The organism is Streptomyces sp. NBC_00328, assembly GCF_036139655.1.
In the GTDB taxonomy this organism is placed as follows: domain Bacteria; phylum Actinomycetota; class Actinomycetes; order Streptomycetales; family Streptomycetaceae; genus Streptomyces.
The window spans coordinates 556,639-580,589 of record NZ_CP108013.1 but is presented as its reverse complement, the minus strand read 5'-3'; the positions used below and the strand labels follow the sequence as shown (position 1 = coordinate 580,589).

Annotated in this window: 19 protein-coding genes and 1 riboswitch; of the genes, 6 read left to right on the top strand and 13 right to left on the bottom strand. The window is 72.9% G+C overall.

Annotated elements, in window-relative coordinates; all coding sequences use genetic code 11:
* Positions 1–2: 2 nt before the first annotated feature.
* The 4 genes from OG485_RS02400 to OG485_RS02385 are packed head-to-tail and all read right to left on the bottom strand — an operon-like array spanning position 3 to position 5,181.
* Positions 3–1,697, bottom strand: coding sequence for a dipeptide ABC transporter ATP-binding protein (locus tag OG485_RS02400; protein WP_443048645.1), 1,695 nt, complete (start codon positions 1,695–1,697; stop codon positions 3–5).
* Positions 1,679–2,602 carry an ABC transporter permease gene (locus tag OG485_RS02395; RefSeq protein WP_328663952.1) on the bottom strand — a complete coding sequence of 308 codons (924 nt, stop codon included), beginning with the start codon at positions 2,600–2,602 and terminating at the stop codon, positions 1,679–1,681. Before OG485_RS02395 ends, OG485_RS02400 begins: the two co-directional genes overlap by 19 nt.
* Entirely contained in the window at positions 2,599–3,558 is a 960-nt protein-coding gene (locus OG485_RS02390; protein ID WP_328663950.1) for an ABC transporter permease, read from the bottom strand. Before OG485_RS02390 ends, OG485_RS02395 begins: the two co-directional genes overlap by 4 nt.
* Positions 3,559–3,561: 3 nt before the next feature.
* Entirely contained in the window at positions 3,562–5,181 is a 1,620-nt protein-coding gene (locus OG485_RS02385; protein ID WP_328663948.1) for an ABC transporter substrate-binding protein, read from the bottom strand.
* A 425-nt stretch (positions 5,182–5,606) separates the two neighbouring features.
* Positions 5,607–5,720, bottom strand: a riboswitch (SAM riboswitch).
* A 552-nt stretch (positions 5,721–6,272) separates the two neighbouring features.
* Here OG485_RS02385 and OG485_RS02380 point away from each other — a divergent pair.
* On the top strand, positions 6,273–7,547 hold the full coding sequence (locus OG485_RS02380) for a sulfite oxidase (protein ID WP_328663946.1): 1,275 nt from the start codon (positions 6,273–6,275) through the stop codon (positions 7,545–7,547).
* 22 nt (positions 7,548–7,569) lie between these two features.
* Here the strand turns inward: OG485_RS02380 and OG485_RS02375 are convergent, their stop codons facing one another.
* From OG485_RS02375 to OG485_RS02365, 3 genes are all read right to left on the bottom strand, one after another.
* Positions 7,570–8,088: a GNAT family N-acetyltransferase gene (locus tag OG485_RS02375; RefSeq protein ID WP_328674219.1), complete on the bottom strand. Its 519-nt coding sequence runs from the start codon at positions 8,086–8,088 to the stop codon at positions 7,570–7,572.
* Between the two features lie 32 nt (positions 8,089–8,120).
* Positions 8,121–8,555, bottom strand: coding sequence for a hypothetical protein (locus tag OG485_RS02370; protein ID WP_328663944.1), 435 nt, complete (start codon positions 8,553–8,555; stop codon positions 8,121–8,123).
* 184 nt (positions 8,556–8,739) lie between these two features.
* Positions 8,740–9,996, bottom strand: coding sequence for a cytochrome P450 (locus OG485_RS02365; protein ID WP_328663942.1), 1,257 nt, complete (start codon positions 9,994–9,996; stop codon positions 8,740–8,742).
* 494 nt (positions 9,997–10,490) lie between these two features.
* Between OG485_RS02365 and OG485_RS02360 the strand changes: the two genes are divergently transcribed.
* From OG485_RS02360 to OG485_RS02340, 5 genes are all read left to right on the top strand, one after another.
* A complete protein-coding gene (locus OG485_RS02360; RefSeq protein WP_328663940.1) occupies positions 10,491–10,766 on the top strand; it encodes a hypothetical protein in 276 nt (91 codons plus the stop codon).
* A 104-nt stretch (positions 10,767–10,870) separates the two neighbouring features.
* Complete coding sequence (locus tag OG485_RS02355; protein ID WP_328663939.1) at positions 10,871–12,067, top strand: radical SAM protein; 1,197 nt, start codon at positions 10,871–10,873, stop codon at positions 12,065–12,067.
* A complete protein-coding gene (locus OG485_RS02350; RefSeq protein WP_328663938.1) occupies positions 12,064–13,638 on the top strand; it encodes an MFS transporter in 1,575 nt (524 codons plus the stop codon). The genes OG485_RS02355 and OG485_RS02350 overlap by 4 nt, the downstream gene beginning before the upstream one ends.
* A gap of 51 nt (positions 13,639–13,689) precedes the next feature.
* A complete protein-coding gene (locus OG485_RS02345; RefSeq protein ID WP_328663935.1) occupies positions 13,690–15,819 on the top strand; it encodes a prolyl oligopeptidase family serine peptidase in 2,130 nt (709 codons plus the stop codon).
* A gap of 1 nt (position 15,820) precedes the next feature.
* Positions 15,821–16,942 carry a glycosyltransferase gene (locus OG485_RS02340; protein WP_328663933.1) on the top strand — a complete coding sequence of 374 codons (1,122 nt, stop codon included), beginning with the start codon at positions 15,821–15,823 and terminating at the stop codon, positions 16,940–16,942.
* A 96-nt stretch (positions 16,943–17,038) separates the two neighbouring features.
* Here the strand turns inward: OG485_RS02340 and OG485_RS02335 are convergent, their stop codons facing one another.
* From OG485_RS02335 to OG485_RS02310, 6 genes are all read right to left on the bottom strand, one after another.
* The gene (locus OG485_RS02335) at positions 17,039–17,650 is read right to left on the bottom strand and encodes a GAF domain-containing protein (protein ID WP_328663931.1); all 612 of its coding nucleotides are present in this window, start codon (positions 17,648–17,650) and stop codon (positions 17,039–17,041) included.
* On the bottom strand, positions 17,647–18,507 hold the full coding sequence (locus tag OG485_RS02330) for a S8 family peptidase (protein WP_328663929.1): 861 nt from the start codon (positions 18,505–18,507) through the stop codon (positions 17,647–17,649). Before OG485_RS02330 ends, OG485_RS02335 begins: the two co-directional genes overlap by 4 nt.
* Positions 18,504–21,578, bottom strand: coding sequence for an AAA family ATPase (locus OG485_RS02325; protein ID WP_328663927.1), 3,075 nt, complete (start codon positions 21,576–21,578; stop codon positions 18,504–18,506). Before OG485_RS02325 ends, OG485_RS02330 begins: the two co-directional genes overlap by 4 nt.
* A gap of 101 nt (positions 21,579–21,679) precedes the next feature.
* Positions 21,680–21,889: an aroma-sacti cluster domain-containing protein gene (locus OG485_RS02320; RefSeq protein ID WP_037623557.1), complete on the bottom strand. Its 210-nt coding sequence runs from the start codon at positions 21,887–21,889 to the stop codon at positions 21,680–21,682.
* On the bottom strand, positions 21,882–22,574 hold the full coding sequence (locus tag OG485_RS02315) for an iron-containing redox enzyme family protein (protein ID WP_328663924.1): 693 nt from the start codon (positions 22,572–22,574) through the stop codon (positions 21,882–21,884). Before OG485_RS02315 ends, OG485_RS02320 begins: the two co-directional genes overlap by 8 nt.
* The gene (locus OG485_RS02310; RefSeq protein WP_328674218.1) at positions 22,571–23,638 is read right to left on the bottom strand and encodes a radical SAM/SPASM domain-containing protein; all 1,068 of its coding nucleotides are present in this window, start codon (positions 23,636–23,638) and stop codon (positions 22,571–22,573) included. Before OG485_RS02310 ends, OG485_RS02315 begins: the two co-directional genes overlap by 4 nt.
* Between the last annotated feature and the right edge of the window lie 313 nt (positions 23,639–23,951).

The window sequence follows — 23,951 nt, the reverse complement described above, 5'->3', positions numbered from 1 at the left end:
CCTCAGCTCGTGATGGTCTCGGCGTCGGGGGAGGGGACCCGGCCGCCGGGGATCGCCGCGAGCAGCTCGCGGGTGTAGGCGTGGCGGGGACGGGTGAAGAGCTCCTCCGGAGGGCCCGCCTCCACGACGCGGCCGGCCCGCATGACCGCGACCTGGTGCGCGATCTGGCGTACGACGGCCAGGTCATGGGAGATGAAGAGGTAGGCCACCCCCGTGCCGGCCTGCAACTCGGCCAGCAACTCCAGCACTTGGGCCTGCACCGAGACGTCGAGCGCGGACACGGGCTCGTCGCACACCACCAGGTCGGGGGAGAGGGCGAGCGCACGGGCGATCGCCACGCGCTGACGCTGCCCGCCGGACAGCTCCGCCGGCCGGCGTTCCAGTACGGCCGCCGGAAGCGCCACCCGGTCGAGCAGTTCGCGGGCCCGCGCGAGCCGCGAGGCACGGTCGCCGACCTTGAAGGCACGCAGCGGCTCGGTGATCACCTCACCGATGGAGAAACGCGGATCGAGGGACGCGTACGGGTTCTGGTAGACGAGCTGGGCACGGCGGCGCAGCACCCTGGCACGGGCACCCCCGGCGGTGGTGACGTCGACGCCGTCGAACAGGACCTGCCCGGCGGTCGCGTCGGCGAGCCGGAGCACCAGCCGGGCGGTGGTGGACTTGCCCGAGCCCGACTCACCCACCAGGGCGAGGGTCCGCCCGTGATGGACGGCGAAGCTGACGTCGTCGACCGCGCGCAGGGTCCGGGGACCGTCCGTGGTGCGAGGCAGCCGGAACTCCTTGACCAGGTTGCGCGCCTCCACCAGCGGAACCGTGTCCGCCGTGGCCACGGGCGCGGACGGGCGGCGGCGAGCCGTCGTCATGCTCGGGGCGCTCGCCAGCAGTTGCCGGGTGTACGCGTCCTGGGGATCGGCGAGGACGTCACGGGTGGCTCCCGCCTCCACCACCCGGCCCTGCGCCATGACCACCAGCCGCTGCGCCCGTTCGGCGGCGACCCCGAGGTCGTGGGTCACCAGCAGGATCGCCGTGCCCGACTCCTCGGCCAGGCGCTGGAGATGGTCGAGGATGACCCGCTGCACGGTGACGTCGAGCGCGCTGGTCGGCTCGTCGGCGATGATCAGCTCGGGTCGCGCGGCGATCGCGACGGCGATCAAGGCGCGTTGCCGCATGCCCCCGGAGAGTTCGTGCGGGTACTGCCGGGCCCGGACGGCGGCGTCGGGCAGCCCGGCCCGGTCCAGAACGTCGAGCGCCTCGACGGCGGCCGAGCGGCGGTTCGCCAGACCGTGGATGCGCAGCACCTCCGCGACCTGTTCGCCGATCCGCTTGACCGGGTTGAGCGACACGGTCGGGTCCTGCGGCACCAGCCCGATCCGTGCCCCGCGTACGGTGCGCAGTTCCGCCTCCGACAGCGTGGCCAGGTCGTGCCGGCCGAAGCGCACCGAGCCCGCGTCGATGACGCCGTTGTCCGGGAGGAGACGGGTGATCGCGTGCGCGGTCGTGCTCTTGCCGGATCCGGACTCACCGACCACCGCGGTCACCTGTCCCGGCCATACGTCGAGATCCACGCCCCGGACGGCCGCCACGCCGCCACCGCCGCGGGTGCGGTACGAGACGGACAGGCCGCGGATCTCCAGCAGTGGTGTGGTCATGTCCTCACCGTTCTCGGCTTCGCCGGTCATCGCTGCCGGGACCATTCGCCGTCCAGCGCCCTCGCGACGCGGTTGGTGGCCAGTACGGTCGCGGCGATCGCCAGTCCCGGCAGCGCGGTCAGCCACCAGGCGTTGGCCAGGTAGTTGCGGCCCTCGGAGATCAACGTGCCCCACTCCGGGGCCGGCGGGGGAGCGCCGTACCCGAGGAAGCTCAGCGCCGAAACGGCCAGGATGGAGGCGCCGAAGTCGAGCGTGGCCAGGACGATCACCGGGCCCGCGGCGTTGGGCAGCACATGCCGGCCCAGCACCGAGTACCAGCGGGCCCCGCAGGAGCGCGACGCCTCGACGAACACCGCCTGACGCACCCGGAGCACCTCGGCGCGGGCGACGCGGGCGAAGGAGGCGACACTGGCGATGCCGACCGCGACGGCCACCTTGACCGTCCCGTATCCCAGCGCGGTCACCAGGGCCAGCGACAGGAACAGCGCGGGGATGGCGAGCAGGACGTCGACGAAGCGCATCAGCACGTCGTCCACCCAGCGGCCGACGAACCCGGCGACCACGCCCAGCAGGCCGCCCACCACGAACGCCACGAGCACCGCGATCAGCGTGGCCTTCAGGGACAGCTGTGCGCCGTGCACCACCCGGGAGAACACATCGCGCCCCAGCTCGTCCGTGCCGAACCAGTGCGCGCCGCTCGGGCCGCGGAAGTTCTGCGCCGGTACCCCCGTCAGCGGGTCGCGGGAGGTGAACAGCTGTGGCCGGAACGAGGCCAGCACCACCAGCACGAGGACGCCGGCGGACAGCAGCAGACCGGGGCGGCGCAGCACGAACCGCAGCACCCGCCGTACGCGGACGCGGCTTCCCGGTGCGGGATCCGGCGGTGCGCCCACCGGCCGAACGAGACCGAGCGCGGCCTCGGCGGGGTCGTCGACAAGACTCTGGCTCATGCGATGCGCGCCCTTCTGTCCGAGGCCACCACGATCCGGGGGTCCAGCAGCGGATAGACCAGGTCCACGACGAGGTTCGTCGTCACGAAGATCAGTGCGCCGAACGCCACCACCCCCTGGACCACCGGGATGTCCTGGGCCGTGACGGCCGCCGCGGTCACGCGGCCCAGGCCGTCACGGGAGAACACCGTCTCGACGACGACCGAACCGGCGATCAGCTGCCCTACCAGCAGGCCGGCGACCGTCAGCGCCGGCAGAGAGGCGTTGCGCAGCGCGTGCCGCAGATGGACCCGCCAGCGGCCCGCGCCCTTCGCGCGGGCGGTCTCCACATACGGCTGGTCGAGCGCGGTGAGCAGACTCTTGGCCAGCACCTGCGCGATCAGAGCGCCGGTGGGGACCGCGAGGGTCAGCGCCGGCAGCACCAGCCCCTTCAGCCCGTCGTTGCCGAACGCGGGGAACCAGCGCAGCCGGAAGGAGAACGCCTCGACCAGCAGGAGCCCCACCCAGAACGTCGGGACGGACACTCCCAGCGGCGGCAGCGACAGCAGCAGCTGCCGCAGCCAGCGCCGTGTGGTGTACGTGGCCGTCACCGCCAGCCCACCGCCGAGGACCACCGCGAACAGCAGTGCCGAAGCCGTCAGTTGGAGAGTCTGGGGCAGCGCGTCGGCCAGTGTCGAGGCGACCGGGCGGCCGGTGGCGACCGAGTCGCCGAAGTCCCCGCGCACCGCCCGGCCGAGATACTCGGCGTACTGCGTGAGCACCGGCTTGTCGAAGCCGTACTCGTGCCGCAGGGCGGCGATCTGCCGGGGATCGACCTGTCCCGAGTCCATTCCGGCACCGGCCATCGCGGTGACCGGGTCGCCCGGCAGGTAGTCCAGCACCAGGAACGACACGGTGTACGCCGCCCACAGCACCCCGACCGCCTGCGCGAGCCGTTTGAGCACATAGCCACGCACGGGTCAGCCGATCCAGGTGTCGTGCAACTGGATCCGGCTGGAGGCGTCGAAGGCGAGGCTGTGCACCTTCGTGGACAGGCCCAGCTGGGTCTGCAGCTCCACCACCGGCACGTTGTAGGCGTCGCGCACGATCGACTGCTGTGCCTGGGCCACGAGTTTGCTGCGCCCCGCCGGGTCGGTGGTCGCGGCCTGCGCGGACAGGGTCCTGTCCAGGCCGCTCGCCGGCACGCGGTAGAAGTTGGCCAGCTTCGTGGAGAAGGAGCTGCGCAGGATGTCGGGGTCGGCGCGGGTGATGTTCCCCCATGTCGCGTCGAATTCGCCCGACTGCTGTGTCGGTGTCAGCTGGGTGAGCTGGAGCTGCTTGAGGGTCACCTGGACTCCGACCGCCTTCAGTTGCTGCTGTATCAGCTCCAACGCGGGCTGATTCGTGGCCGCGTTGGGAACCCAGTCGATGGTCAGGCTCAGCTTCTTGCCGTCCTTGGTGCGCGTGCCGTCGCCGCCCGCCTTCCAGCCGGCCTCGTCCAGCAGGGACTTCGCCTTGGCCGCGTCGAAGGCCAGATCCGGGGCGAGGCTGGTGTAGTCGGGCGTGGTGTGTGCGAGGACGCTGGTCGCCGCCCGGGTGCCGGTGGGGAAGACGGTGTCGGCGATCTGCTTGCGGTCGATGGCGGCCAGGATCGCCCGGCGGACCCTGGCGTCCTTCAGGAGGGGCCGCGCGTTGTTGAGGCCGAGTCCGAAGACGATCCCGGGGTTGGCCCGCCTCTGGAGGGTGACCTGGCCGCCCTTGAGCGCCGCCTCGTCGGCCCGGCCCACACTGCCGATCGCGTCCACCTGGCCGGACCGGAGACTGCCGGCGCGCACGCCCGCTTCCGGCACGACCTTGAACACGAGCTCGTCCAGGTACGCCTCGCCCTTCTTGTTCCACCGTGAGGAGCCCCAGGCGTAGCCGTGGCGCTTGGCCAGGGTGACCGACTGGTTCTGCACGTACCGCTTCAGCACGAAGGGTCCGGATCCGATGACCCCGTCACTGCACTTCTGCTGCGGTGACCTCTTCGCGCTCGCCGACGACTCGATCCCCAGGGAATGTGTCGAAGTGGCCTGCAGGAACTGGGCGTTGGGCTGCTGGAAGGTCACCTTGACGGTGAGCGGGTCGACCACCGTGGTGCTCTTGACGCCGCTCAGGTAGCCCTCGGCCAGGGTCCCCAGGACACCGAGACGCGGCACCGCGTCGAAGTTGTCCTTGACCACCTGGGCGGTCAGCGGGGACCCGTCGCTGAAGGTGACACCCGAGCGCAGGTGGAAGGTGAAGGCGGTCGCGTCGGCACTGATGTCCCAGCTCTTCGCCAGCCACGGCACGATCTTGCCGGTCCTGGGGTCCTGGTCCGTCAGGGAGTCCACAACCTGGCGCACCGAGTAGATCGTGTCGTTGCTGCCGACCTGCTGGGGATCCACACAGCCGGCGTCCGAGCCCACGGCGAACGTCAGGCTTCCGCCGGACCTCGGCTTGCCGTCACCGGCTCCGGATCCGCCGGTGCCCGACCCGCAGGCCGTCAGCAGCACACTGGTGGTGAGAAGGGCGGTGAGCGCCGCCCATCGGGGAGATCTGAAATCCGGAAGTGCACGCACGGAGGGTTCTCCTCATGGTGTCGCCAGGCACGGGACACCGCGCGAGGCACGGCCACGCACAGGCGTGCGGGCCCGGTCGGCGCGGTGACGTGACGGGGGGGGAATGCCCTGCGGACAGGGGCCAGGCGGAAGGTGGATCCGAAGGATCCGAAGAATCAGGCGGAGCGGAAGGAAGCGGGACCCGGGCGGGGACACGTACCCCGAGCGCCGGTCACGGGCGGGGACCCTCGGCGGGCAAGCCCGTCAGCGCTCCGCTGCGGGAAGGGCCGTCAGGCCTGACAGAAGCAGCTGGTCGAGCGCTTCAGATCGATGTGGCGTCGGCGCGCCAGCCGGGAGAACACCATGGCGACGGAGAAGGAGGCACGAGGGTCACCACCGTGTCGCATAATGATCCTCCCCCCCCCATCTCCGGCCCCGGTCATGAGGCCACGCGCTTGCGCGGATCGTCGCTGATCCCGCCGGGCTTTCACCTGGAGCACCCCACCGCGCGGGAGGGTTGCCGGTCAGCAAGCCAGGGCTTGACGCTGACACTCGATGCCGTTCGTGATCGTACGGAGCGGTTCTGACGTACGTCAATGGCGGCACCGGACTCCGCCGGAGAGCACGGGCCGGACGCGGTCGTGTCGGCGACCCGGGGCCGGACGCGGTCGTGTCGGCGACCCGGGGTCGGCCGCGGTCGTGTCGGGGACACGGGGCCGGCCGCCGTCACACGGCCGGGGAGAGCCGGAGTTCAGGAACTGCCACCTTCGCGCCGGTCCGCCGGTCCGGTGCGGGGCCGACGGGTCGTGGCCGCCACGCCAACCGACTTGCCTGGACGCCTGGTTCACCGGCACGAATGCTCCGTTGACGCCTTCCGCCCCGTGTGCTTTCATCCCGCCATGCCGATGTCGGAGCCACTGACCCGCCGCCGCGCCGTGGACCTCGTCCGCGTCGCCGCCGCGCTGTGTCGGACGACCGGCTGACCACACGCTTCCGCGAACTTCCGCTCCGGACAAGCCGGTCGGGCGCATAGCGGCCGTCCTCGCGCACCCCCGCGCCCACTTGTGCCGAGCCCTCTCGTTCCTCTCGCCCCGTAATGACGAGGACCCGCCATGCCTTCGCTCACCCCCGCCGGTCGCCGCTACGAAACCGAGTACGACCGCCGCAGGCTGCGCCAGTGGCTCGCAGGTGAGGCCAGAGCCGAAGGGGTCACCCGCCGCCGGCTGCTCACCCTGCTCACCGCTGCCGCCGCCGGAACCGCACTCGGCACCCCGGGGCCCGCCCACGCCGCCGACAGACCGATCGTCAAGCCGCTGCCCGCCGAATGGTTCATCGAGCGCGGCACCAACGCCGAGACCCGGTGGGAGGCGCTGCGCGGAACCGGGCACCACACCCCCAACGAACTGTTCTTCGTGCGCAACCACACCGCCACACCCGTCCTGAACGCCGACGACTGGCGGCTGCGGTTGTGGGGGAGCGGGTTGCGCGGCAGCCACGGCGAGGACCGTCCGGTGGAGTTCGGTTACGACGATCTGCGCGCACTGCCGGCCGTCACCCGGACAGCGTTCGTCGAATGCGCCGGGAACGGCCGCTCCTACTACACGACGCAACAGGGGGAGACGGTCACCGGCACCGCGTGGACCCTGGGAGCGATCGGTGTCGCACGCTGGCGCGGGGTGCGGCTGGGTGACGTGCTGCGCAGGGCAGGGCTGTCCCCCCGCGCCGTGGACGTGCAGCCGCGCGGTCTGGACGCCGAGTACGTCAGCGGCGGCGAGAGCCTGGGGCGGGTACGACGTCCGCTGCCGCTGGCCAAGGCCCTGGACGACGTACTGCTCGCGTACGAGATGAACGGCGAGCCGCTTCCGTACGACCACGGTCATCCGGTGCGGGTGCTGGTGCCCTCCTGGGTGGGGATCGCGTCGATCAAGTGGGTCGGCGACATCGAAGTGTCCGCGCAGCCGCTCTACTCGCCCTGGAACACCACCTTCTACCGGCTGTTCGGCCCCGCCTACCCCGAGGGCGGGAGCGCTCCGCTGACCCGGCAGGCCACGAAGAGCGCCTTCGAGCTGGCGAGCGGGGCCACGTTCACGGCCGGAAGCAGGCACGTCCTGCACGGACGGTCGTGGTCGGGGGCGGGAGGCGTCGCCAAGGTCGACGTCAGTACGGACGGCGGTGCCAACTGGCGGCCTGCCCGGCTGCACGACCGGCCCCGGACCGGCACATGGACCCGGTGGTCCCTCGATTGGCGGCCCGACACACCCGGCGCCACCCACCTGCTGGCGCGCGCCACGGACACAGCCGACCGGACCCAGCCGGACACCGCGGTACCGAACACACAGGGGTACCTGTTCGGCGCGGTGGTACGGCATCCGGTCAGCGTGGTGTGACGGACGGCGGTCCCGGGGTCTGTCACATAGGAAGAGGCAATAGCCGTACCGGCCCTGACGGCCAGTCGGCTTCGTCGCGCAGTGGCGCCACCATGGTCTGCAGAGGCATGGCGACCACCTGGGCTTCGGGCTGTTCGACGAGCACCTCTGAGTCGAGCGGGTGCCATCCGAGGCGTTGGTAGAGCGGCACGAGAGGAGGTCGGCAGAACAGGAGCGCGTGCTGAGGGCCCATCGTGCCGGCGTGTTCCAGCGCGGCGGTGACGGCGAGCCGTACCAGTCCCTGACCTCGCACGGTGGACGCGACGGCCACCCCGCCGACTCCCACCACTTCTGTCCGGGCCCCGCCGATCACGACCGGCAGTCGCAGCAGGCCGACGTGTGCCACGAGTCGGCCCTCGTGTCTGACGCCGAAGTGCACCTCCTTGGGCAGCCAGGTCAGACCGGTCGAGGCGACCCCGAAGGGATCACCGGAGTCGCCGAGGATCTCGTCCTGGTCAGCCTTTGTGTACTGGGGCTGTCCGCACCGGCCCCGCCACGCGATCCTGACGAGTTCTCGGACGGAGGGAGTGGCCGTCAGGTGGAACTGGCCTCTATCCCTTTCAGGATCTCCCGCTCCTGTTCGCGCACCCGGTTCCGCTCCCGGACCTGTGCGCAGAAGGCGGCCAAGGCTTCGGGCTCGGCGGCCAGCTCGCTGTCCACGACCGTGCGGGATCCGTCACCGACTTCGACGATCGTCTGGTCCATACGGCCGCTGCCCAGGATGCCCATGACGGTCAGCCACTCGTCGAGGACAGCTGGATTCAGGTCGATGTCCAGGCGCCGCTCGGAAGGAGGGTCGTCCGCGGTGATGGGTTCGGCCATCTCCCCGAGAAGGGTGAAGAACAGTGTGCGCAGGTCCGCGTACTCCGCGGGGTCCATGAGGTTTTCGAGTGTGTCGAGGTAGAACTTGGCAAGTTCGTTGGGGGCGGGCGTGGCGGCAGCAGACTCGTGATCGTCGTGATCGCTCAAAGGTTGTCGTCTCTCTTGTCGGGGTTTGGGCGGTGCGCTTGCGCACCTGGCAGAGGGCGTCGGTCGGTCGGAACAGTGCCCCTGAACGAGACGGAGGGAAACTGTCGTCACCTGCGGGGCAGTTGAGGTTACCTGCCGACCGGTGATCCGATCCGACTCCCATCGGCGATACTCAGCCGTCCCCTCACACCGACCCGTGGGGCAGCACGGGCAGTGCGGTCAGACGGCGGTGCAGATAGCCGCCGCCCCAGGCCAGTTCGTTGAGCGGCACAGCCGGCTCCAGCCGTTGCCAGCGGCCGAGGATGACGGTCAGGGCCACCGTGAGCTCCAGGCGGGCCAGCGCCGATCCGGGACAGTAGTGCGGACCCAGACCGAACGTCAGATGACGGCCGGCGGTGCTGCGGTCCGGGTCCAGCGTGCCGGGGTCGGCATGGCAGCGCGGGTCGTGGTTGGCCGCCGCCACGGAGAGCAGGACTCCGCTGCCCGCCGGAATGACCGTGTCCCCGAACCGGACGTCCTCCAGCGCCACCCTCTTGGTACTGAAAGGACCCGGGGTGTCCCAGCGCAGCAACTCGTCCACGGCGCGCGGAATCCGCGACGGCTCCTCCCGCAGGGAGTCCTGTACGGCGTGGTGACCCAGCAGCGCCACCACGCTCATGCCGATCGCCTGCACCGTGCTGTCGAAGCCGGCCAGCAGCAGCATCGCCAGGAGGGAGGCGACCTCGTCCTCGGTCGCGCCGCCCTGTCGGCGCCATGCCGCGAGGACGCGCGAGACGACGTCGTCACCCGGAGCGGCCGCGCGGCGGGCCATCTCGCCGCGGACGAACGCGTCGATCCGGGCCACGCTCTCCTCGACGGCGCGGGCGGAGCAGCCCGCCTTGTCGGCGAGGAGCGCCACCGGTTCGTACAGCGCGGCCCGCTCCTCCTCACGCACCTCGAACACCTCGCACAGCGACCGGAAGGCGAACGGGCGCGCGAAGGCGTCCATCAGCTCCAGCGGCCCCTGCCCCCGCGCCGCGTCCGCCGCGTCGAGCAGTTCACCGGCGGCTTGCTCGATACGCTCCCGGTGGGCGGCCATGCGCGCCGGGGTGAGGGCCGGGGTCGCCAGACGGCGGATCCGCGTGTGGTCCGGCGGATCGTAGTTGACCAGCGTCACGTCCAGCGCGCGTCGGCGCACGCCAGGGTCGGGAACGTGGCCGCCGCTCAAGGACAGGCGGGGGTCCAGGAACCCGGCCCGCACGTCCTCCGCACGGGTCACCAGCCAGGCCGGCCGTCCGGCGGGCGTCCTGATCCGGGCCACGGGACACGTCTCCCGGATCTCGGCCAGCGTCTCCTCGGGACGGGCCAGGAACGCGGCCCCGAGCGGCTCCGGCAGCCGCTGCCGTCCTGCCGCCGCGGGCTGGGCGGACGGCGCGGCCGTGACGACGGGCTCGGTGTCCATACGGAGGCGTCCTCTCGCGGTCGCGGAGCGTGCGGCGGCCACCGTAGGAACGGCCGGTTGCCCGCCGGTTCGCGCCCGGTGCGATTCCGGTATGCGGCCGACGCGGCCACCTCGCCGGCGACACCCCCGAGACGCCATCGCCTCCCTGCTGGAGGAGCGGGAGCAACGCCCGCGCAACGGCCCCTGCCACGCGCCGACGGCGTTCCCGAGGCGCCTGGCCTCCCGCCGTACCACCGGAAGCAACGCCCCAACGGCCGGCTCCACCGGGGTCGACGCAGTACCGGGAGCAACCGTCCGCCCCCCGGAGCAGCCCCACAGCCGTCTCCGTCGCGGTTCCGGCCGGCCGTCATGGGCTGATCCGACGCGCCCACCAGGGATTTCACCACGGGCCAACCGGCGGTGAACCGGTGCCGAACCCCCTCCTCCTAGCTTCCTGCCGGTCGGCGCACCGCTGCCGTCCGTCGTCCCGAACGCCCGTCGTATGGAGGACCATCATGGCCGAGAACGTCGAGCCCAACGAGGAGACCACCGAGACGCCCGCGGAGGAGACTCCCGAGGTCGTCGCGCACGCCGCGTCGAACGTCGCCTGGTGCGGGGTGCACCAGGAGTCCGCCGTCGACGAGCCCGAAGTGGTCGCGCACGCCGCGTCGAACGTCGCCTGGTGTGGTGTGCACCAGGAGTCCGCCGTCGACGAGCCCGAGGTGATCGCCCACTCCGAGGAGGACGAGGACACCCCCTGGTGCGTCGTCCACCAGGAGCACCAGGCCTGATCGGCTCACCACCGGCGCGGTCCTCCCGGTCGCGGTGGCGCCTGACGCCGCCGCGCCCGGGCCGCGCCAGCCCTCCAACTCCCGCCCCCGCTCCGGAGGTTGCCGTGCCCGGTACGCAGTCCGTCGCCGTCCCCGCCGCCGGGGCCCGTCTGATCCAGGCCGACAGGGGGTGGTGGTTCCTGGGCGCCGGCGGATACGCGCTGATGCGCCCCGGCCAGGTGGAGCCCGACGGCACCCTGCGGCCCTCCGCCGAACGCTATCTCCGCGAGGCGGGACTGTACGACGTAAAGCCCTACAACTCGTACTCGCTGACCGTACTGACCAGCACGGACTGCAACCTCGGCTGCGGCTACTGCTTCCAGAACACCGCCCAGGACCCCAAGGGAGGAAGCCGGCCGCCGCGCATCCAGCACGCCCGGCTGACCCCCGAAGCCGTCGGACAGGTCCTGGACTTCACCCGTGAGCGCATGGCCGCGGCCGGCATGGACAAACTGTCGCTGCTGCTCTTCGGCGGCGAGCCGCTGCTCAACCCGCGAGGCTGCCGCGACCTGCTGACCAGGGCCGGGGAACTCGGCGCCCTCACCGCGTCGATGACGTCCAACGGCACCCTGCTCACCCCGCTGATCGCCAAGGAGCTCAACGCGGCGGGCCTCGGCTCCGTACAGGTGACCTTCGACGGCGACCGGGCCGACCACGACGCCATCCGGGTACGCCGCTCCGGAGGCGGCACCTTCGACGTCATCGTCTCCAACATCGCGCGCGCCATCGAGAAGACCTCCCTGCGCTGGATGCTGCGGGTCAACGTCTCGCACCTGAACAGCCACGGCGTGGACGACCTGGTCGAACGGCTCGGCGCACGCCTCGATCCGGCCCGCTGCGGCATCCACTTCGCCCGCGTCGGCGACGTCGGCGTCGGCTACGCGAACAACCTGCTGCACGAGAACGGCCTCGTCGACGACTTCGTCCGCTGGCACGCCCGCGCGCTGGAACTCGGTTTCACGGTGGCCCGTCCGCGCGCCCATGTCCCCTGCCAGGCCTGCTCCTTCGCCGACGGCCGTTACGGCGCGGTCGTCAACGCCGACGGGGTTCTGGCCAGTTGCTGGGAGACCGCGGGCAAGCCCGGCATGGAGGTCGGCACCATCACCGACGGCTATCTCGACGCCGAGCAGACGAAGGGCCGTTGGGTCAGCTGCCACGACCACTACCAGTACGACGAGGAAGCCGCCGTCCGCACCGTCTTCCAGGACCGGGTCGACGCCGGAGTCCTGGACAGCCTCCACGCCGTCGGGCGGCTGGGATGAAGAGCGCCGGCATCCTGCGGACCAACGCCGACTTCCGCCGCTTCTGGCTCAGTTCGACGCTGTCCACCCTCGGATCGCAGCTGTCGTTGCTCGCCTTCCCGCTGCTCGTCCTGTCCATCGGCGGCAGCGCCGCCCAAGCCGGTACGGTCGCGACCTGCTCGCTGGTGACCCGGACCCTGCTGCGCCTTCCGGCGGGCCATCTCGCCGACCGGCTCGACCGGCGGATGATCATGGTCGGGACCGATCTGGTACGACTCGTGGCACTCGCCAGCATTCCCCTGGTGTCGGCGCTGGGAGACCTCGGACAGACACACCTCCTCGGCGTCGCCGTGGTCGAGGGCGCGGCCACCGCGCTCTTCGCACCCGCGGCCACGATCGCCGTGCGCGACGTGGTGCCGGAGAAGGACCTCACCGACGCGCTGAGCCGCAGCCAGGCCGCCATGGCGACGAGTTCGCTCATCGGCCCGTTCCTCGGCGGCTGGCTGTACACCCTGGACCCGATCCTGCCCTTCGCCGCCGACGCCTTCTCCTACGGGGTGTCCGCCCTGCTGCTGCTGCGGATCGCCACCAGCCCCCCCCGCGAGGTCGCCGCGAGCGACCGCGACGACCGGCTCACGGCCGGGCTGCGATGGCTGACGCACCAACGCGCGCTCCTGGCCGCGCTGCTGTTCGCCGCGGGAATCAACGTCGTCTCGGCGGCGGCGCAGACGACCATGGTCGTCTCCCTGCGGCAGAGCGGCGCCGCAGGGACGGCGATCGGAGCGGTGATGGCCTGCGCCGGCATCGGGGCGATGCTGGGCGCCGCCACGGCGCCATGGCTGATCAAGAGGATCCCCGCCGCCCGTCTGTTCCTGCTCATCGGCGCTGTGTGGGCGGTCGGCCTCGCCGTGTTCTCCGGGACCACGCACCCCTGGACGATCGGCCCCGTTCTGGTCGTGGTCGTCTTCTTCAGCCCGCCCGCGGGCATCGTCGTAGGCCGCGCGATGCTGGTGCTCGCACCACGGGACCTGCTCGGCAGGGTCAGCACCGCGACCGGACTGGTCATGGCCGGTCTCGCCTCCCTCGGACCGCTTCTTGCCGGCTCCTTCGTGGACTCCCTGGGGGCGAGCGACACCTGGCTCGCACTCGCCGGAACCGCGGCGGTCGTCACGCTGGTGTCCTCCGTGCCCCTGCTGCGCGAGACCAGCCTCGACGCCGTGGCGGACGACGCGAAGAGGACCGGCCTCGACGCCGTGGAGGACGAGGCGAGGAAGACCGGCCTCGACGCCGTGGAGGACGAGCCGAAGAAGACCGGCCTCGGTGCCGACGCCCCACACACGATCAGGTCCGGCCTCGACGCCGTTGCGGCCGACACGGGAAGCGCCCGTCCCGCCCGTCTCCCCGACGCGCCCGAACCCGTGGACACCACCGCTCCTTCCGGCTTCCTGAACACTCCTGCCCTCGCGGGCACGAGCCGTGCCGAGCGGCCGGCTGTCGAGGCGCACGGCGAACCGACCCCGGCCGACGGCTCCACGCCCGAGGACCCGTCTCCGGCGGCCCCGGCGCAACGCCTCGGCACCGGTGACGCCTGAGTCCGTCCCCCTCACGTGACCCACGTGGTCCGTTCTCCCTGGAGCGCCGCGATGACCCAGTCCCCGCCCCGCGACGCCAGGCCGGCGCCCGCCCCGTACACCTACCCGCCGGCCCCGCGCAGCGGACCGGAGGAGATCATCCACGGAGTGCGGGTGGCCGACCCCTACCGCTGGCTGGAGGATCCGCAGGACCCCGCCACCGCCGCGTGGTGCGCCGCCCAGGATCTGCTCCACGCCGAGGAGGAGGCCCGCTGGCCGGCCCGGGACGCGTTGCTCGCGCGGATGACCGCCCTGCTCGCCGCAGGAGGCGCCCGTCCGCCGGTGGCGCGCGGCGGGCGGGAGTTCCATCTGCGCAGGGAACCCGGGCGCGAACTCGCCGCGCTGGCCGTGCGCGAGGCCGGCCGGACGCGGATCCTGCTCGACCCGCTGGACGCCGATCCGTCCGGTACGACGGTCCTCGACGCCTGGGAACCCTCCTGGGAGGGCGACCTCGTCGCCGTCCAGCTGTCCTCGGGCGGTACGGAGCACTCGGTGCTGCGGGTGCTCGACACGGCGACGGGCGAGACGCTCGACGGGCCCGTGGACCGGGTCCGACGTTCCCCCGTGGCATGGCTGCCGGGCGCCCGGGCCTTCTACTACGTACGCCGCCTCCCGTCCGGGCACACGGCCTGCGGGGCGGGACCCCGACGCCGCGTGTATCTGCACCAGGTCGGCACACCGGCCGACCAGGACGCGGAGATCTTCGGGGCCGGACGGTCGGACACCCAGTACTACACCGTGGCCACCGCCCCCGACGGCCGGCTCCTGGTCGTCGGCGCCAGCGAGGGCACCTCCCCGCGCACCGATCTCTGGACCGCCGACCTGACCGGGACCGGTCCCCACCGGCCCGAACTGCGCCGCCTCCGGCACGGCGCCGACGGCCACACCGCGGTCCGCCTCAGGCCGGGCGGGGGACCGCTGCTGCTGAGGACCACCGCCGGCGCCCCACGCGGCCGGATCGCCGCAGCGCCTCGCGACGCCACGGATCCGCGCCGGTGGCGCACCCTGGTCCCCGAGCAACCCGGCACCGTACTCCAGGACTTCGCGGTCCTGGACGGCCCGGCGCTGGACCGGACCCTGCTGGCGGTCGTACGAACCCGGCACGCCGTCGGCGAGTTGACCCTGCACGACGCCCGGACCGGCGCCCGGACCGGCGCCGTACCCCTGCCCGGACGAGGGACGATCTCGTCTCTGACCGCACGTCAAAATCCCGGCCACGAGCTCTGGTTCGCGTACACCGACCACATCACACCCACCGTCGTCCTGCACTACGACGCCGCCGCCGGACGCCTGAGCCCCTGGCCCGGCCACTCCCCGGCGGTGGCCCCCGTCGAGGGCGTGCACGTCACCCAGGAGGTCCTGCGCTCCCGCGACGGCACCGAGGTGCGCATGTTCGTGATGTCCCCCACGGGCCGCCCCGACAGACCCCGCCCCGCCGTCCTCACCGGTTACGGCGGCTTCGGCGCCTCGATGACCCCCGGCTTCACCCCACAGGCCGTGCCCTGGGTGCGCTCGGGCGGCGTGTACGCGGTGGCCTGCGTGCGAGGCGGGGGAGAAGAAGGGGAGGAGTGGCACCGGGCCGGGCGCCGCGAGCACAAGCACAACACCTTCGGCGACTTCGACGCCGCGGCGGACCAGCTGCTCCGTGACGGATGGGCCGCGCCCGGCCGGCTAGGCGTCCTCGGCAGCTCCAACGGCGGCCTGCTGGCCGCCGCCGCGCTCACCCGCCGTCCGGAGACCTACGCCGCCGTCGTCTGCGCGGCACCCCTGCTCGACATGGTGCGCTACGAACGGTCGGGGATGGGGGCGAGCTGGCGCGACGAGTACGGAAGCGCCGCGGACCCCGCTGAGTTCGCCCGTCTCCTGTCGTACTCGCCCTACCACCAGGTCCGTGAGGGCGCGTGCTACCCGGCCGTGCTGCTGGCCGTCTTCGACGGCGACACACGCGTCGACCCCGCGCACGCACGCAAGATGTGCGCCGCCCTGCAATGGGCCGGTACCGGTGACGCGCCGGTCGTGCTGCGCACCGAGCACGGCGTCGGACACGGAGCGCGTGCCATCTCGCGCAGCGCCCGCCTCTACGCGGACGTCATGGCCTTCTTCGCCCACCATCTGGGCCTTCCACTGCCGGGGGACGGCTGACATGAACGTGCTGCTGTGCCCGCTCAACGACCCGGGCTACCTGTACCCCGCCCTCGCGGTCGGCCGCGAACTGCGCCGCCGCGCCCATACGGTGCACGTCCTCGCCGGGCCGCGAGCCGCTCCGCCTGCGACCGCTGCGGGCCTGGAGGTGTCCGCCGTCACCGACGCCAGGGCCCTGTCGGTGACCCATTGGACGGTCCGCGGCCCCGAGCAGTACACCGAGGTGGCGCGGGCGGTGCGGCGGTTGCGGCCCGACGTCCTGGTCACCTCCGTGCTCTGCCACGGCGCGCTCGTGGCCGCCGAGGCCGCCGGCCTGCCGGTCGTGGTGCTCGGACTGGCGGCACACCTGTGGCCCTACCGCGACGGCGGTGCCGGGCCGGCGGACGCGCACGACCGAGCGTGGCGGCTCACGGAGACCCTGAAGCACTACCGAGCGGTACGAGAGGCGGCCGGCCTCGCCCCACGGCACGACCGCTTCCCCGACACCCCGCTGCTCGGCACCGCCTTCCTGCTGCGCGGCCACCCCGTTCTGGAACCGGCCGGCGCCGAACTCCCCCCGGCCGTACGGCATGTCGGCCCCTGCTGGTGGGAGCCGGAGCCTTCGTCCACCGAACCGCTGCCGGATTCCAAACCCCTGGCCTACGTCCATCTCGGCCGGACCTTCGGCGGCGCTTCCCTCTGGCCGCGGCTCAACGCGGCCTTCACCTCGGGTACTTACCGGGCCGTCGTGGAACTGGGACGGTCGGGCGCGCCCGAGGCCGACGCCGACGCCGACCTGATCGTCGGCCGCCGCCCCTGGATGGGCCCGCTCGTCGACCGGGCCGACCTCGTACTGACGAACGCGACCTCCGCCCCCGTACTCGCCGCCCTCCTGCGCGGCAAGCCGCTCCTCGTCGCCCCCAACGGGTCCGAGCAGCAGGTCCTCGCCGCCGGCTGCCTGCGCGCCGGCGTCGCCCGCAGGCTGCCGGAGCCGGGTGCTTCCGCCGCGGAACTGCGGGCCGCGGTCGAGGTGACGGCGCGCGATCCCCGACTGCGGGCGCGCGCCGAGGAGATCGGCGGCCTGCTCGCCGAGGGCAAGAGCGAAACCCGTGCCGCCGACGCCGTGGAATCGGCGGCACACTGATTTCCCTGAGGCTGTTCCGCAGGGGCTGTCGGCCGGCTTCCGGTCGGAATGTGTGGCGGGGGCTGCCCCAAAGGCGCGGCAGCCCCCGGCCTCACCTCACCCCTCGTGCGACCCCTGGGGCGGTACTCCGTCGAGCAGTACGTCCCGCAGCGCGGCGAGCAGTTCCAGGCCCCGGGCCCGTACGGCCGACGGCGTCTCCTCGTGGCGCCGGTCGGCGATGACCGCGAGCGCCGCCGCGGCCTGCCGGGCGAAGAGCGCGAGGAGGTCGAGTTCGGAGAGGCTGGAACGGGACTGCTCGGCGGGGTCGAGTACTTCGAGCACGCCGAGCACCCGGTCGCGGTGGGCGAGCGGCGCCGCCATCAGCGCGTCCGGCACGTACCCGGTCGACTTCGCGACGTCCTCGGCGAACATGCTCTGTTCCCGGAGGTCGTCCGCGATCATGGGTTCACCCGAGACGAGCACCCAGCCCGCCAGGCCCCGCCCGGCGGGGAACCGCGAGCCCACGAGAGACTCCTCTCCCTCCCCGGCCACGGCCTGGAAGACCAGCTCGTCGGTCTCCCGGTCGTGCAGCAGGACGGAACTGGCCGCGGCGCCGAAGATGGCCCGCGCGGTGTCGACGACGGACTGCAGCAGATCGTGCTCCGCGCTGCCGGCGCGTGTCGCGGGGTCCACGCCTGGGGCGGGGACGAGACCGGGGGACTGGCTCATGATTCACCTCGGGTTCCTGGTTCGCCGATGCGCACGTTCGCGGCGGAGAGGTAGAGCGCGTGTTTGATCTGGAACGGTGTCAGCTTCGGGTGCGTGCCGAGCAGGCGTGCGCACATCCCGCTGATGAAGGGGGTGGCGAAGCTGTTGCCCGTGGTGCGGATCGTCTTGCCGCCCGTCCAGGCCACCTGCACGTTCTGGCCCGGTGCGAAGAACTCCACGGGTGGCGCCGGGTTGTAGAGGAAGAGCCCGGAGTCGTCCTCGCGGTGCGTACCGACCGAGATGACGGACGAGAACCGCCAGGGGAAGCTCTCCACCGGTGTGTTGTGGGCGGATGCCACGAGCGTGGTCCCGGTGAAGAACGCCTGGTCGGCCAGGGCCCGCAGCGTTTCGAGGAACTTCGGACGGGTCGTGGACAGACTGAGGTTGACCACGTCGAAACCCTGGTCGACGGCCCACCGCAACCCGGTGAGCAGGGCTTCGCCCGTGCCGGTGAAGCCCTCGCCCAGCACCCGCACGCTGTACAGCTCGCAGTCCGGTGCCACGCGCCGGACGATGCCGGCGCACGCCGTTCCGTGCCCGCAGCCGTCGCCGGCGCCGTCGGCCAGCGGGCCGCTGCCGACGACACGCAGGGTCCCGTCGGGGGCGGACGACACCTCGTACGAGCCCTGGACGGTGCCTACCGAGGGATGGCCGCACTCCACCCCGGTGTCGACCACGCACACCCGCACCCCGGCGCCGTCCGACCACGCCGAGGGATCGGCGGGCAGGTCCGGCACCGTGTCGGCGAGCATCGTGAGGTCCTCGGGGGAGCGGTCACGCAGGCTCCAGGTGAGCCCTCCCGCCGTTCCTGTGGTCATCCGGTCCTGCCTTCCCGTCCGGCCGGGCGTTCCGCGCCCCGGACCGTGGCCGTCGTCTCGTCGGCGAACACGGACGCGCGGTCCGTGCCCGGCCGGTGCCCCTTGGCGGCGAAGTGTTCCCGTGCCGTGTGCGCTTCCCGCGCCGCGTCCGCGGCCAGGCCGAGTGCGCGCAGCGTGTGAGCGAGGTCGAGGGCCGCGGTGCCCCGTACGACCGGGGAGTCCGTCTCGCCCGCCGCGGCGACGGCCCGGCCCGCGCAGACCCGCGCCAGGTCCGGCTCACCGGCGAGCGCCAGGGCACGGGCCCGCAGTCCGTAGGCGTCGGCGGATTCGGCCGGAGGCAGCGCGGACCGCTCGGGGTCCGGCAGGGCCAGTGCCCGCGCCGGCTCTCCGCGGTCCAGCAGGATCCGCGCCCGCTCCCGGGCGATGCCGGGCAGGGCGCCCGTGGCGCCGAGTTCGCGGCCCGCGCGTTCAGCCTCCTCCAGCAGGGCCAGACCACGGGCCGGTGTACCGCTCAAGGCCTCGACCTCGGCGGCGAACAGCGGGATGAACAACGCGCTCTCCGCGTAGCCGAGGCCGTGGGCCAGTCGTGCCGCCTCGGTCAGCCGCTCGTGTGCCTCCTCGTGCCGGCCCTGCAGCGCCAGGAGCACGGCGAGCGGGCAGCCCAGCGTGGCGCGCACGGTCGGCCGGCCGGCGCCGTGGGCCGACAGCAGTTCCTCGCAGCGCTCGACGGCGCGCCCGACCGGGGTGGGTCCGCGCCACAGGGAGATACCGACCGCGCCGAGCGCCAGCGCCCGTTCGGGTTCGGCGTCGGCACGGTCGGCGTGCTCCAGGGCCCGGTGGAGCAATTCCTCGGCCTCGGCGTGCAGTCCGCGCCGCTGACGGTCCTGGGCGATACGGACACAGGCACGGGCGATGCCCTGGTCGTCGCCCGCCCGGTCGAACAGCGGGAGGGCGGCCTCCGCCACCTCGGCCGCGGAACCGTGCCGGGGGTCGAGCGCGGTCAGCGCGAGCCGGGCATGGGCGGCGTCCAGTGGATCCCCGGCCCGGTCCGCCGCGTCGAGCGCGTCCGCCAGCAGTTCCCGGCCGCGCCCGGGCTCACCGCGGGCGGCCTTCGTCTCGCCGAGCCGGCGGGCGGCCGCGCGGGCGACGGGCTCGCCGGGCGCGGCCAGGTCCAGGGCCTGGGTGAGCAGGTCGTCCGCCCACGGCAGGTCGGAGCGCGCCAGGGCGGCGGCGCCGGCCCGGGTGAGCAGAGCGGCGGCGCGAGTCCGCAACGCGTCGGTGTCGCCGTCGTGGATGCCCAGTTCGCTGAGCAGACGGTGGGCGCGGGCCAGATGGGAGCCGACGGCGGCATCGCCCGCGTCGTGGCGGACGAGGACCCGGGCGGCGTGCTCGTGGCGCCGGGCACGTACCTTCTTGGCCATCCCGCGGTACGCGGTCTCCTGCACCAGCGCGCTCCCGAACCGGAGGACGGAGCTGGTGGACCGGGCGCGGCCACCGGCCTCGATGAGCCGCCGTCGTACGAGGCCGCGCAGCAGACCGCCGGGGGACTCAGCCGGGTCTCCGGGCTCCTCGGCGGTGGCCAGTTCGGTCAGGTCGGCGCGCTGGAACTCCCTTCCCAGGACGGCGGCCACCTGCAGCAGCGTCCGCTCCTCGGGCGGCAGCGCGTCGATGCGGGCGCCGAGCAGGGCGTGCACGGTCAGCGGCAGGTCGTCGCACTCGGCGGCCATCGCCGTGAGATGTTCCAGGTACAGCGGATTGCCCTCGGCGCGGTCGAGCGCGCCCTCCAGCACGTCCTGCCGGTGGGCCGCCACCTCGACCAGCTCCCCGGCGAGTGCGGCCGCCTCCTCCCGGGTGAGTGGTGTGAGCAGCAGCGACGCGGACCGCATCCGCCCGCTGCCCCAGCCGGGACGGGTCTCCAGGAGCTCGGGACGCGCGACGCACACCAGGGCCACGGGGGAGCGGTCGAGTTCGTCCAGCAGCCGGTCCGCCAGGTCGAGCAGCGGCCCGGTGGCCCAGTGACAGTCGTCCAGCACCAGCACCACGGGCCGCTCACGGGACAGCGCGTCCAGGAGGCAGGCCAGGGCCATGAGGGTGTCGTCCGCCGAAGGGCTGGGCGTGCCGTCCGCGAGCAGACCGGTCCGCAGCAGGCGCAGCGCCTGTTCCGCCTCCGTCCGCTCGGGGGCCGGCAGTGCGGCGAGGGCCGTGTCCTCGCCGACGGCGGCGAGCACCTGGCGTACCGCTTCGGCGAGCGGAGACAGGGAGCCGGACTCGCCGTAGGGCCGGCATCGGCCCTCGCCGTACGCCGGGCCGTCCCGCAGCCACTCGCGCAGCAGGCGCGTCTTGCCGAGGCCCGCCTCGCCGTAGACGGTCACCAGGTGCGAACGCGGGTCCGTCTCCAGCTTGCGCGACAGCAGGCGGAGTTCGGCCAGTTCCTGCTCCCGTCCGATGAAGGGGGTGTCGAAACGGCGTACCCGCTCCGGGTCGTCCTCGTGGAGTGCGACCAGGCGGTGGGCCGGGACGGGGACTCCGACGCCCTTGAGGGACAGCGATCCGGCGGATTCGGTGACGGCCGAGGGACCGGCGGCGTCGAGTGTGGCGGGGCCGATCAGGATGTCCCCCGCGCCGGCGTGCTGTTCGAGCCGGGCCCCGATGTTGACGACCTCGCCGGAGACGAGGGCCTGCCGGGCGGCGGGATCGACGCTCACGACCACTTCACCGGTGTTCACACCGATGCGCACGGCGAGCCGCACGCCATGCTCGCGCTCCAGCTCAGTGTTGAGCCCGTCGAGGCCGGTGACCATGCCACGCGCCGCTGCGAGCGCCCGGTGGGCGTCGTCCTCGTGGCGCACGGGCACCCCGAACACCGCCATCACCGCGTCGCCGATGAACTTCTCCACTGTGCCGCCGTGCTCCTCGATCCGCGCCCGCATCAACGCGAAGTACCGGAGAGTCACCGTGCGCAGGGTCTCCGGGTCGAGCCGCCCGGACAGGGCCGTGGACCCGACGAGGTCGCAGAACAGCACCGTCACCACCCGGCGCTCCTCGGCCGCGGTGGCGTCGCCCGCGGCCACGCACGCGGTTCCGCACCGGGGGCAGAACGCCGCGCCGTCCGGCGGGGGTTCGGGGCACCGCGGGCACTTCACGCGCGTGGCGCCGGTCGTCGCGCCCGTCATCAGAACAGCGCTCCGCCGGCGATCTCGCTGTGCGCCTGCACCTCCGGCTCGGCCGCGTCCAGTCGCTCCTTCAGGCCCAGCAGCAGGGTCAGCTCCTGTGCGCTGAGGTCCTGGAGCACCTCTCGCTGCTCGGGGGAGAGGCTGTGCAGAGGGAACCCGGCGTCCTCCAGCGCGCGGAGGCGGTCGCGATCGGGTGCGGGGTCAGTCATCGGTGCTCTCCCATTCGGTTGGTACCGCGGTGATGCGGTCGAACAGCTCGGCGAGGGAGGCGACCGTGTGCAGCGCGCTGACGGCGACCAGGGAACGCTGTGCGGCGTCCAGCGGCAGCCGTTCGATCAGCCGGTCCAGGTCGGCGCTGTGTCCGTCGTCGAGGTCCGCGTGGAGGCGTACGGTCTCGAAGGCGGCCGGCGGCAGCCCGGTCTCGCGGGCCAGCAGGCCGGCCAGGCCGGGAGCGGGCGCGTTGCCCTCCAGTACCGCGATGTAGCCGAGCAGGGCCACCGGATGACTGTGCTCGATCCAGTAGTACTGGGCCCCCACCAGGGCGGCCACATGGGCCGGCGGCACGGTGCCGGTCAGCTTCTCCGGCGGCGTCCCGGTCGCCGCGGCGTCGGTGAGCAGCCAGTCGTCGTGGCCTCGTTCCTCCTCGGCGTGCGCCCGCAGGTACCGCGCGAGGGGTCGTGCCACCGGGTCCCGCGGCAGTGCCTCGCAGCGGGTGGCGGCCCGCTCCATGAGCGGAACGGAGGCGCGGATCACCTGGTGCATGGCGCACAGATAGCGCCGGTAGCGGCCGGGGAGCCCGGAGTCGGCCCGCCACGTGCGCGCGGTGGCGGCCCACAGCACGGGCCGTACGAGGGACAGTTCGAGTCGCAGGCTCGTGACGGCCGACGGGCTCACCCGGACACCTCCTCGTTCCCGGGACCGCCGAGCAGCACGAGCGGTGCGTAGCGGTCGCTTCCGTACCGTCGCAGGAGTGAGGCGGCCCCCGCGTCGTGCTGGAGCCGGGCGCCGAGCGCGTCCATCGCCCCGGCCGCGGGGCGCGAACCGGACCGTTCGGCCGCGTCCAGGGCCGCGGGCCGCCGGGCCAGGCTCCGGCAGTCCGCGCACGATCCGACTCCGGCGGTACGGATGGTGCGCAGCACGGGAGAGGCCTGGCAGCGGCGCCGTATCGCGGCCCAGTCGTCCTGTGCGATGTGACCCAGGCGCAGGTGTTCCGGGACGGGTCGGGCGTCCACCACACGCTGGTTGCAGCAGGCCGCGACGGTGCCGTCGAAGGCCACGGTCGGCCAGGCGGCCATCGCGCACGGTGCCGGGGGCGACTCGGAGGAACTCTCCTCCGCGGCGCCCCGGAACCGGACGGCTCGCGCGGACGCCCAGCCCGCCGCCCGGCCCACCGGCCGGATGTGATTGACCAGGACGGCCGCCTGGTCGTGGAATTCCGTACGAATGGACGCGGTGATGTCCGCGAGATAGGCGTCGTCCGCCGGTGTTCCCGCCACGTGGAAACTCACGTCGATTCCGCTTTCCCTGATGCGGTGCATCGCGCGAAAGACCGCGGCGCGCGGTACTTCACGTTCGTGGAACACGTCGATGCTCGCCGAGAAGTGGGCGACGTGCCGCAGGGAGCGCAGGATGCGGGCAGGGACCCGGCCGTCGGCGGCGAAGAACATGCCGCTCAGTACCGACGTACGCGTTCCGGCCGCAGCCGCGAGCGCCGCGAGGTCCGCCACGAGCGCGGGCCGCAGCAGCGGCTCGCCCCCCGTGAGCATGAGGACCTCCGGACGGTCGTCGGGGGCGAAGCCGCCGACGAAGCGGCGCAGCGCCTCGGCCGGGGTGTCCTCGCCGCGCGGCCCCGACGAGGTGGAGCAGTGGGCACAGCTCAGCGGGCAGCGCCTGGTGAGGGTGGCGAGGAGCCCGGCCGCCGGCACCGGACGTAGCTCGATGATCTCGGCCAGCCGCAATCTCGTCACCTCCGTAGGCCACCGGGACGTGCGGGCTCAGCGTGCGGGGCACCGGTTCGGTCGTGGTTGGCGGACGGTTCGGAGCCGGTACGCGGCGCGGGGCGGACCGGCCGTGGGGACGGACCGCGGCACGGCCGGTCGATTCGCGCGGATTTGTGCGCTTGTTTGCTCTTTATCCCGGCGGGTGTGTTGCTGCATGCACCTTGAGCCATCCTCGAGTCCATGGCCCCGGAACCGGCCCGTGCGCATCCTGTGAAGGCCGAAGGAATTCCACCGAATTCCCGAAGGGTTCACGGCTCCTCGCGGATTCCCT

Excerpts from the sequence above, each read along its gene's own strand:
- OG485_RS02365 (WP_328663942.1), bottom strand. The coding sequence starts at position 9,996 with ATGGACACCGAGCCCGTCGTCACGGCCGCGCCGTCCGCCCAGCCCGCG.
- OG485_RS02380 (WP_328663946.1), top strand. The coding sequence starts at position 6,273 with ATGCCTTCGCTCACCCCCGCCGGTCGCCGCTACGAAACCGAGTACGAC.
- OG485_RS02360 (WP_328663940.1), top strand. The coding sequence starts at position 10,491 with ATGGCCGAGAACGTCGAGCCCAACGAGGAGACCACCGAGACGCCCGCG.
- OG485_RS02395 (WP_328663952.1), bottom strand. The coding sequence starts at position 2,602 with ATGAGCCAGAGTCTTGTCGACGACCCCGCCGAGGCCGCGCTCGGTCTC.
- OG485_RS02335 (WP_328663931.1), bottom strand. The coding sequence starts at position 17,650 with ATGAGCCAGTCCCCCGGTCTCGTCCCCGCCCCAGGCGTGGACCCCGCG.
- OG485_RS02330 (WP_328663929.1), bottom strand. The coding sequence starts at position 18,507 with ATGACCACAGGAACGGCGGGAGGGCTCACCTGGAGCCTGCGTGACCGC.
- OG485_RS02400 (WP_443048645.1), bottom strand. The coding sequence starts at position 1,697 with ATGGTCCCGGCAGCGATGACCGGCGAAGCCGAGAACGGTGAGGACATG.
- OG485_RS02340 (WP_328663933.1), top strand. The coding sequence starts at position 15,821 with ATGAACGTGCTGCTGTGCCCGCTCAACGACCCGGGCTACCTGTACCCC.
- OG485_RS02320 (WP_037623557.1), bottom strand. The coding sequence starts at position 21,889 with ATGACTGACCCCGCACCCGATCGCGACCGCCTCCGCGCGCTGGAGGAC.
- OG485_RS02350 (WP_328663938.1), top strand. The coding sequence starts at position 12,064 with ATGAAGAGCGCCGGCATCCTGCGGACCAACGCCGACTTCCGCCGCTTC.
- OG485_RS02345 (WP_328663935.1), top strand. The coding sequence starts at position 13,690 with ATGACCCAGTCCCCGCCCCGCGACGCCAGGCCGGCGCCCGCCCCGTAC.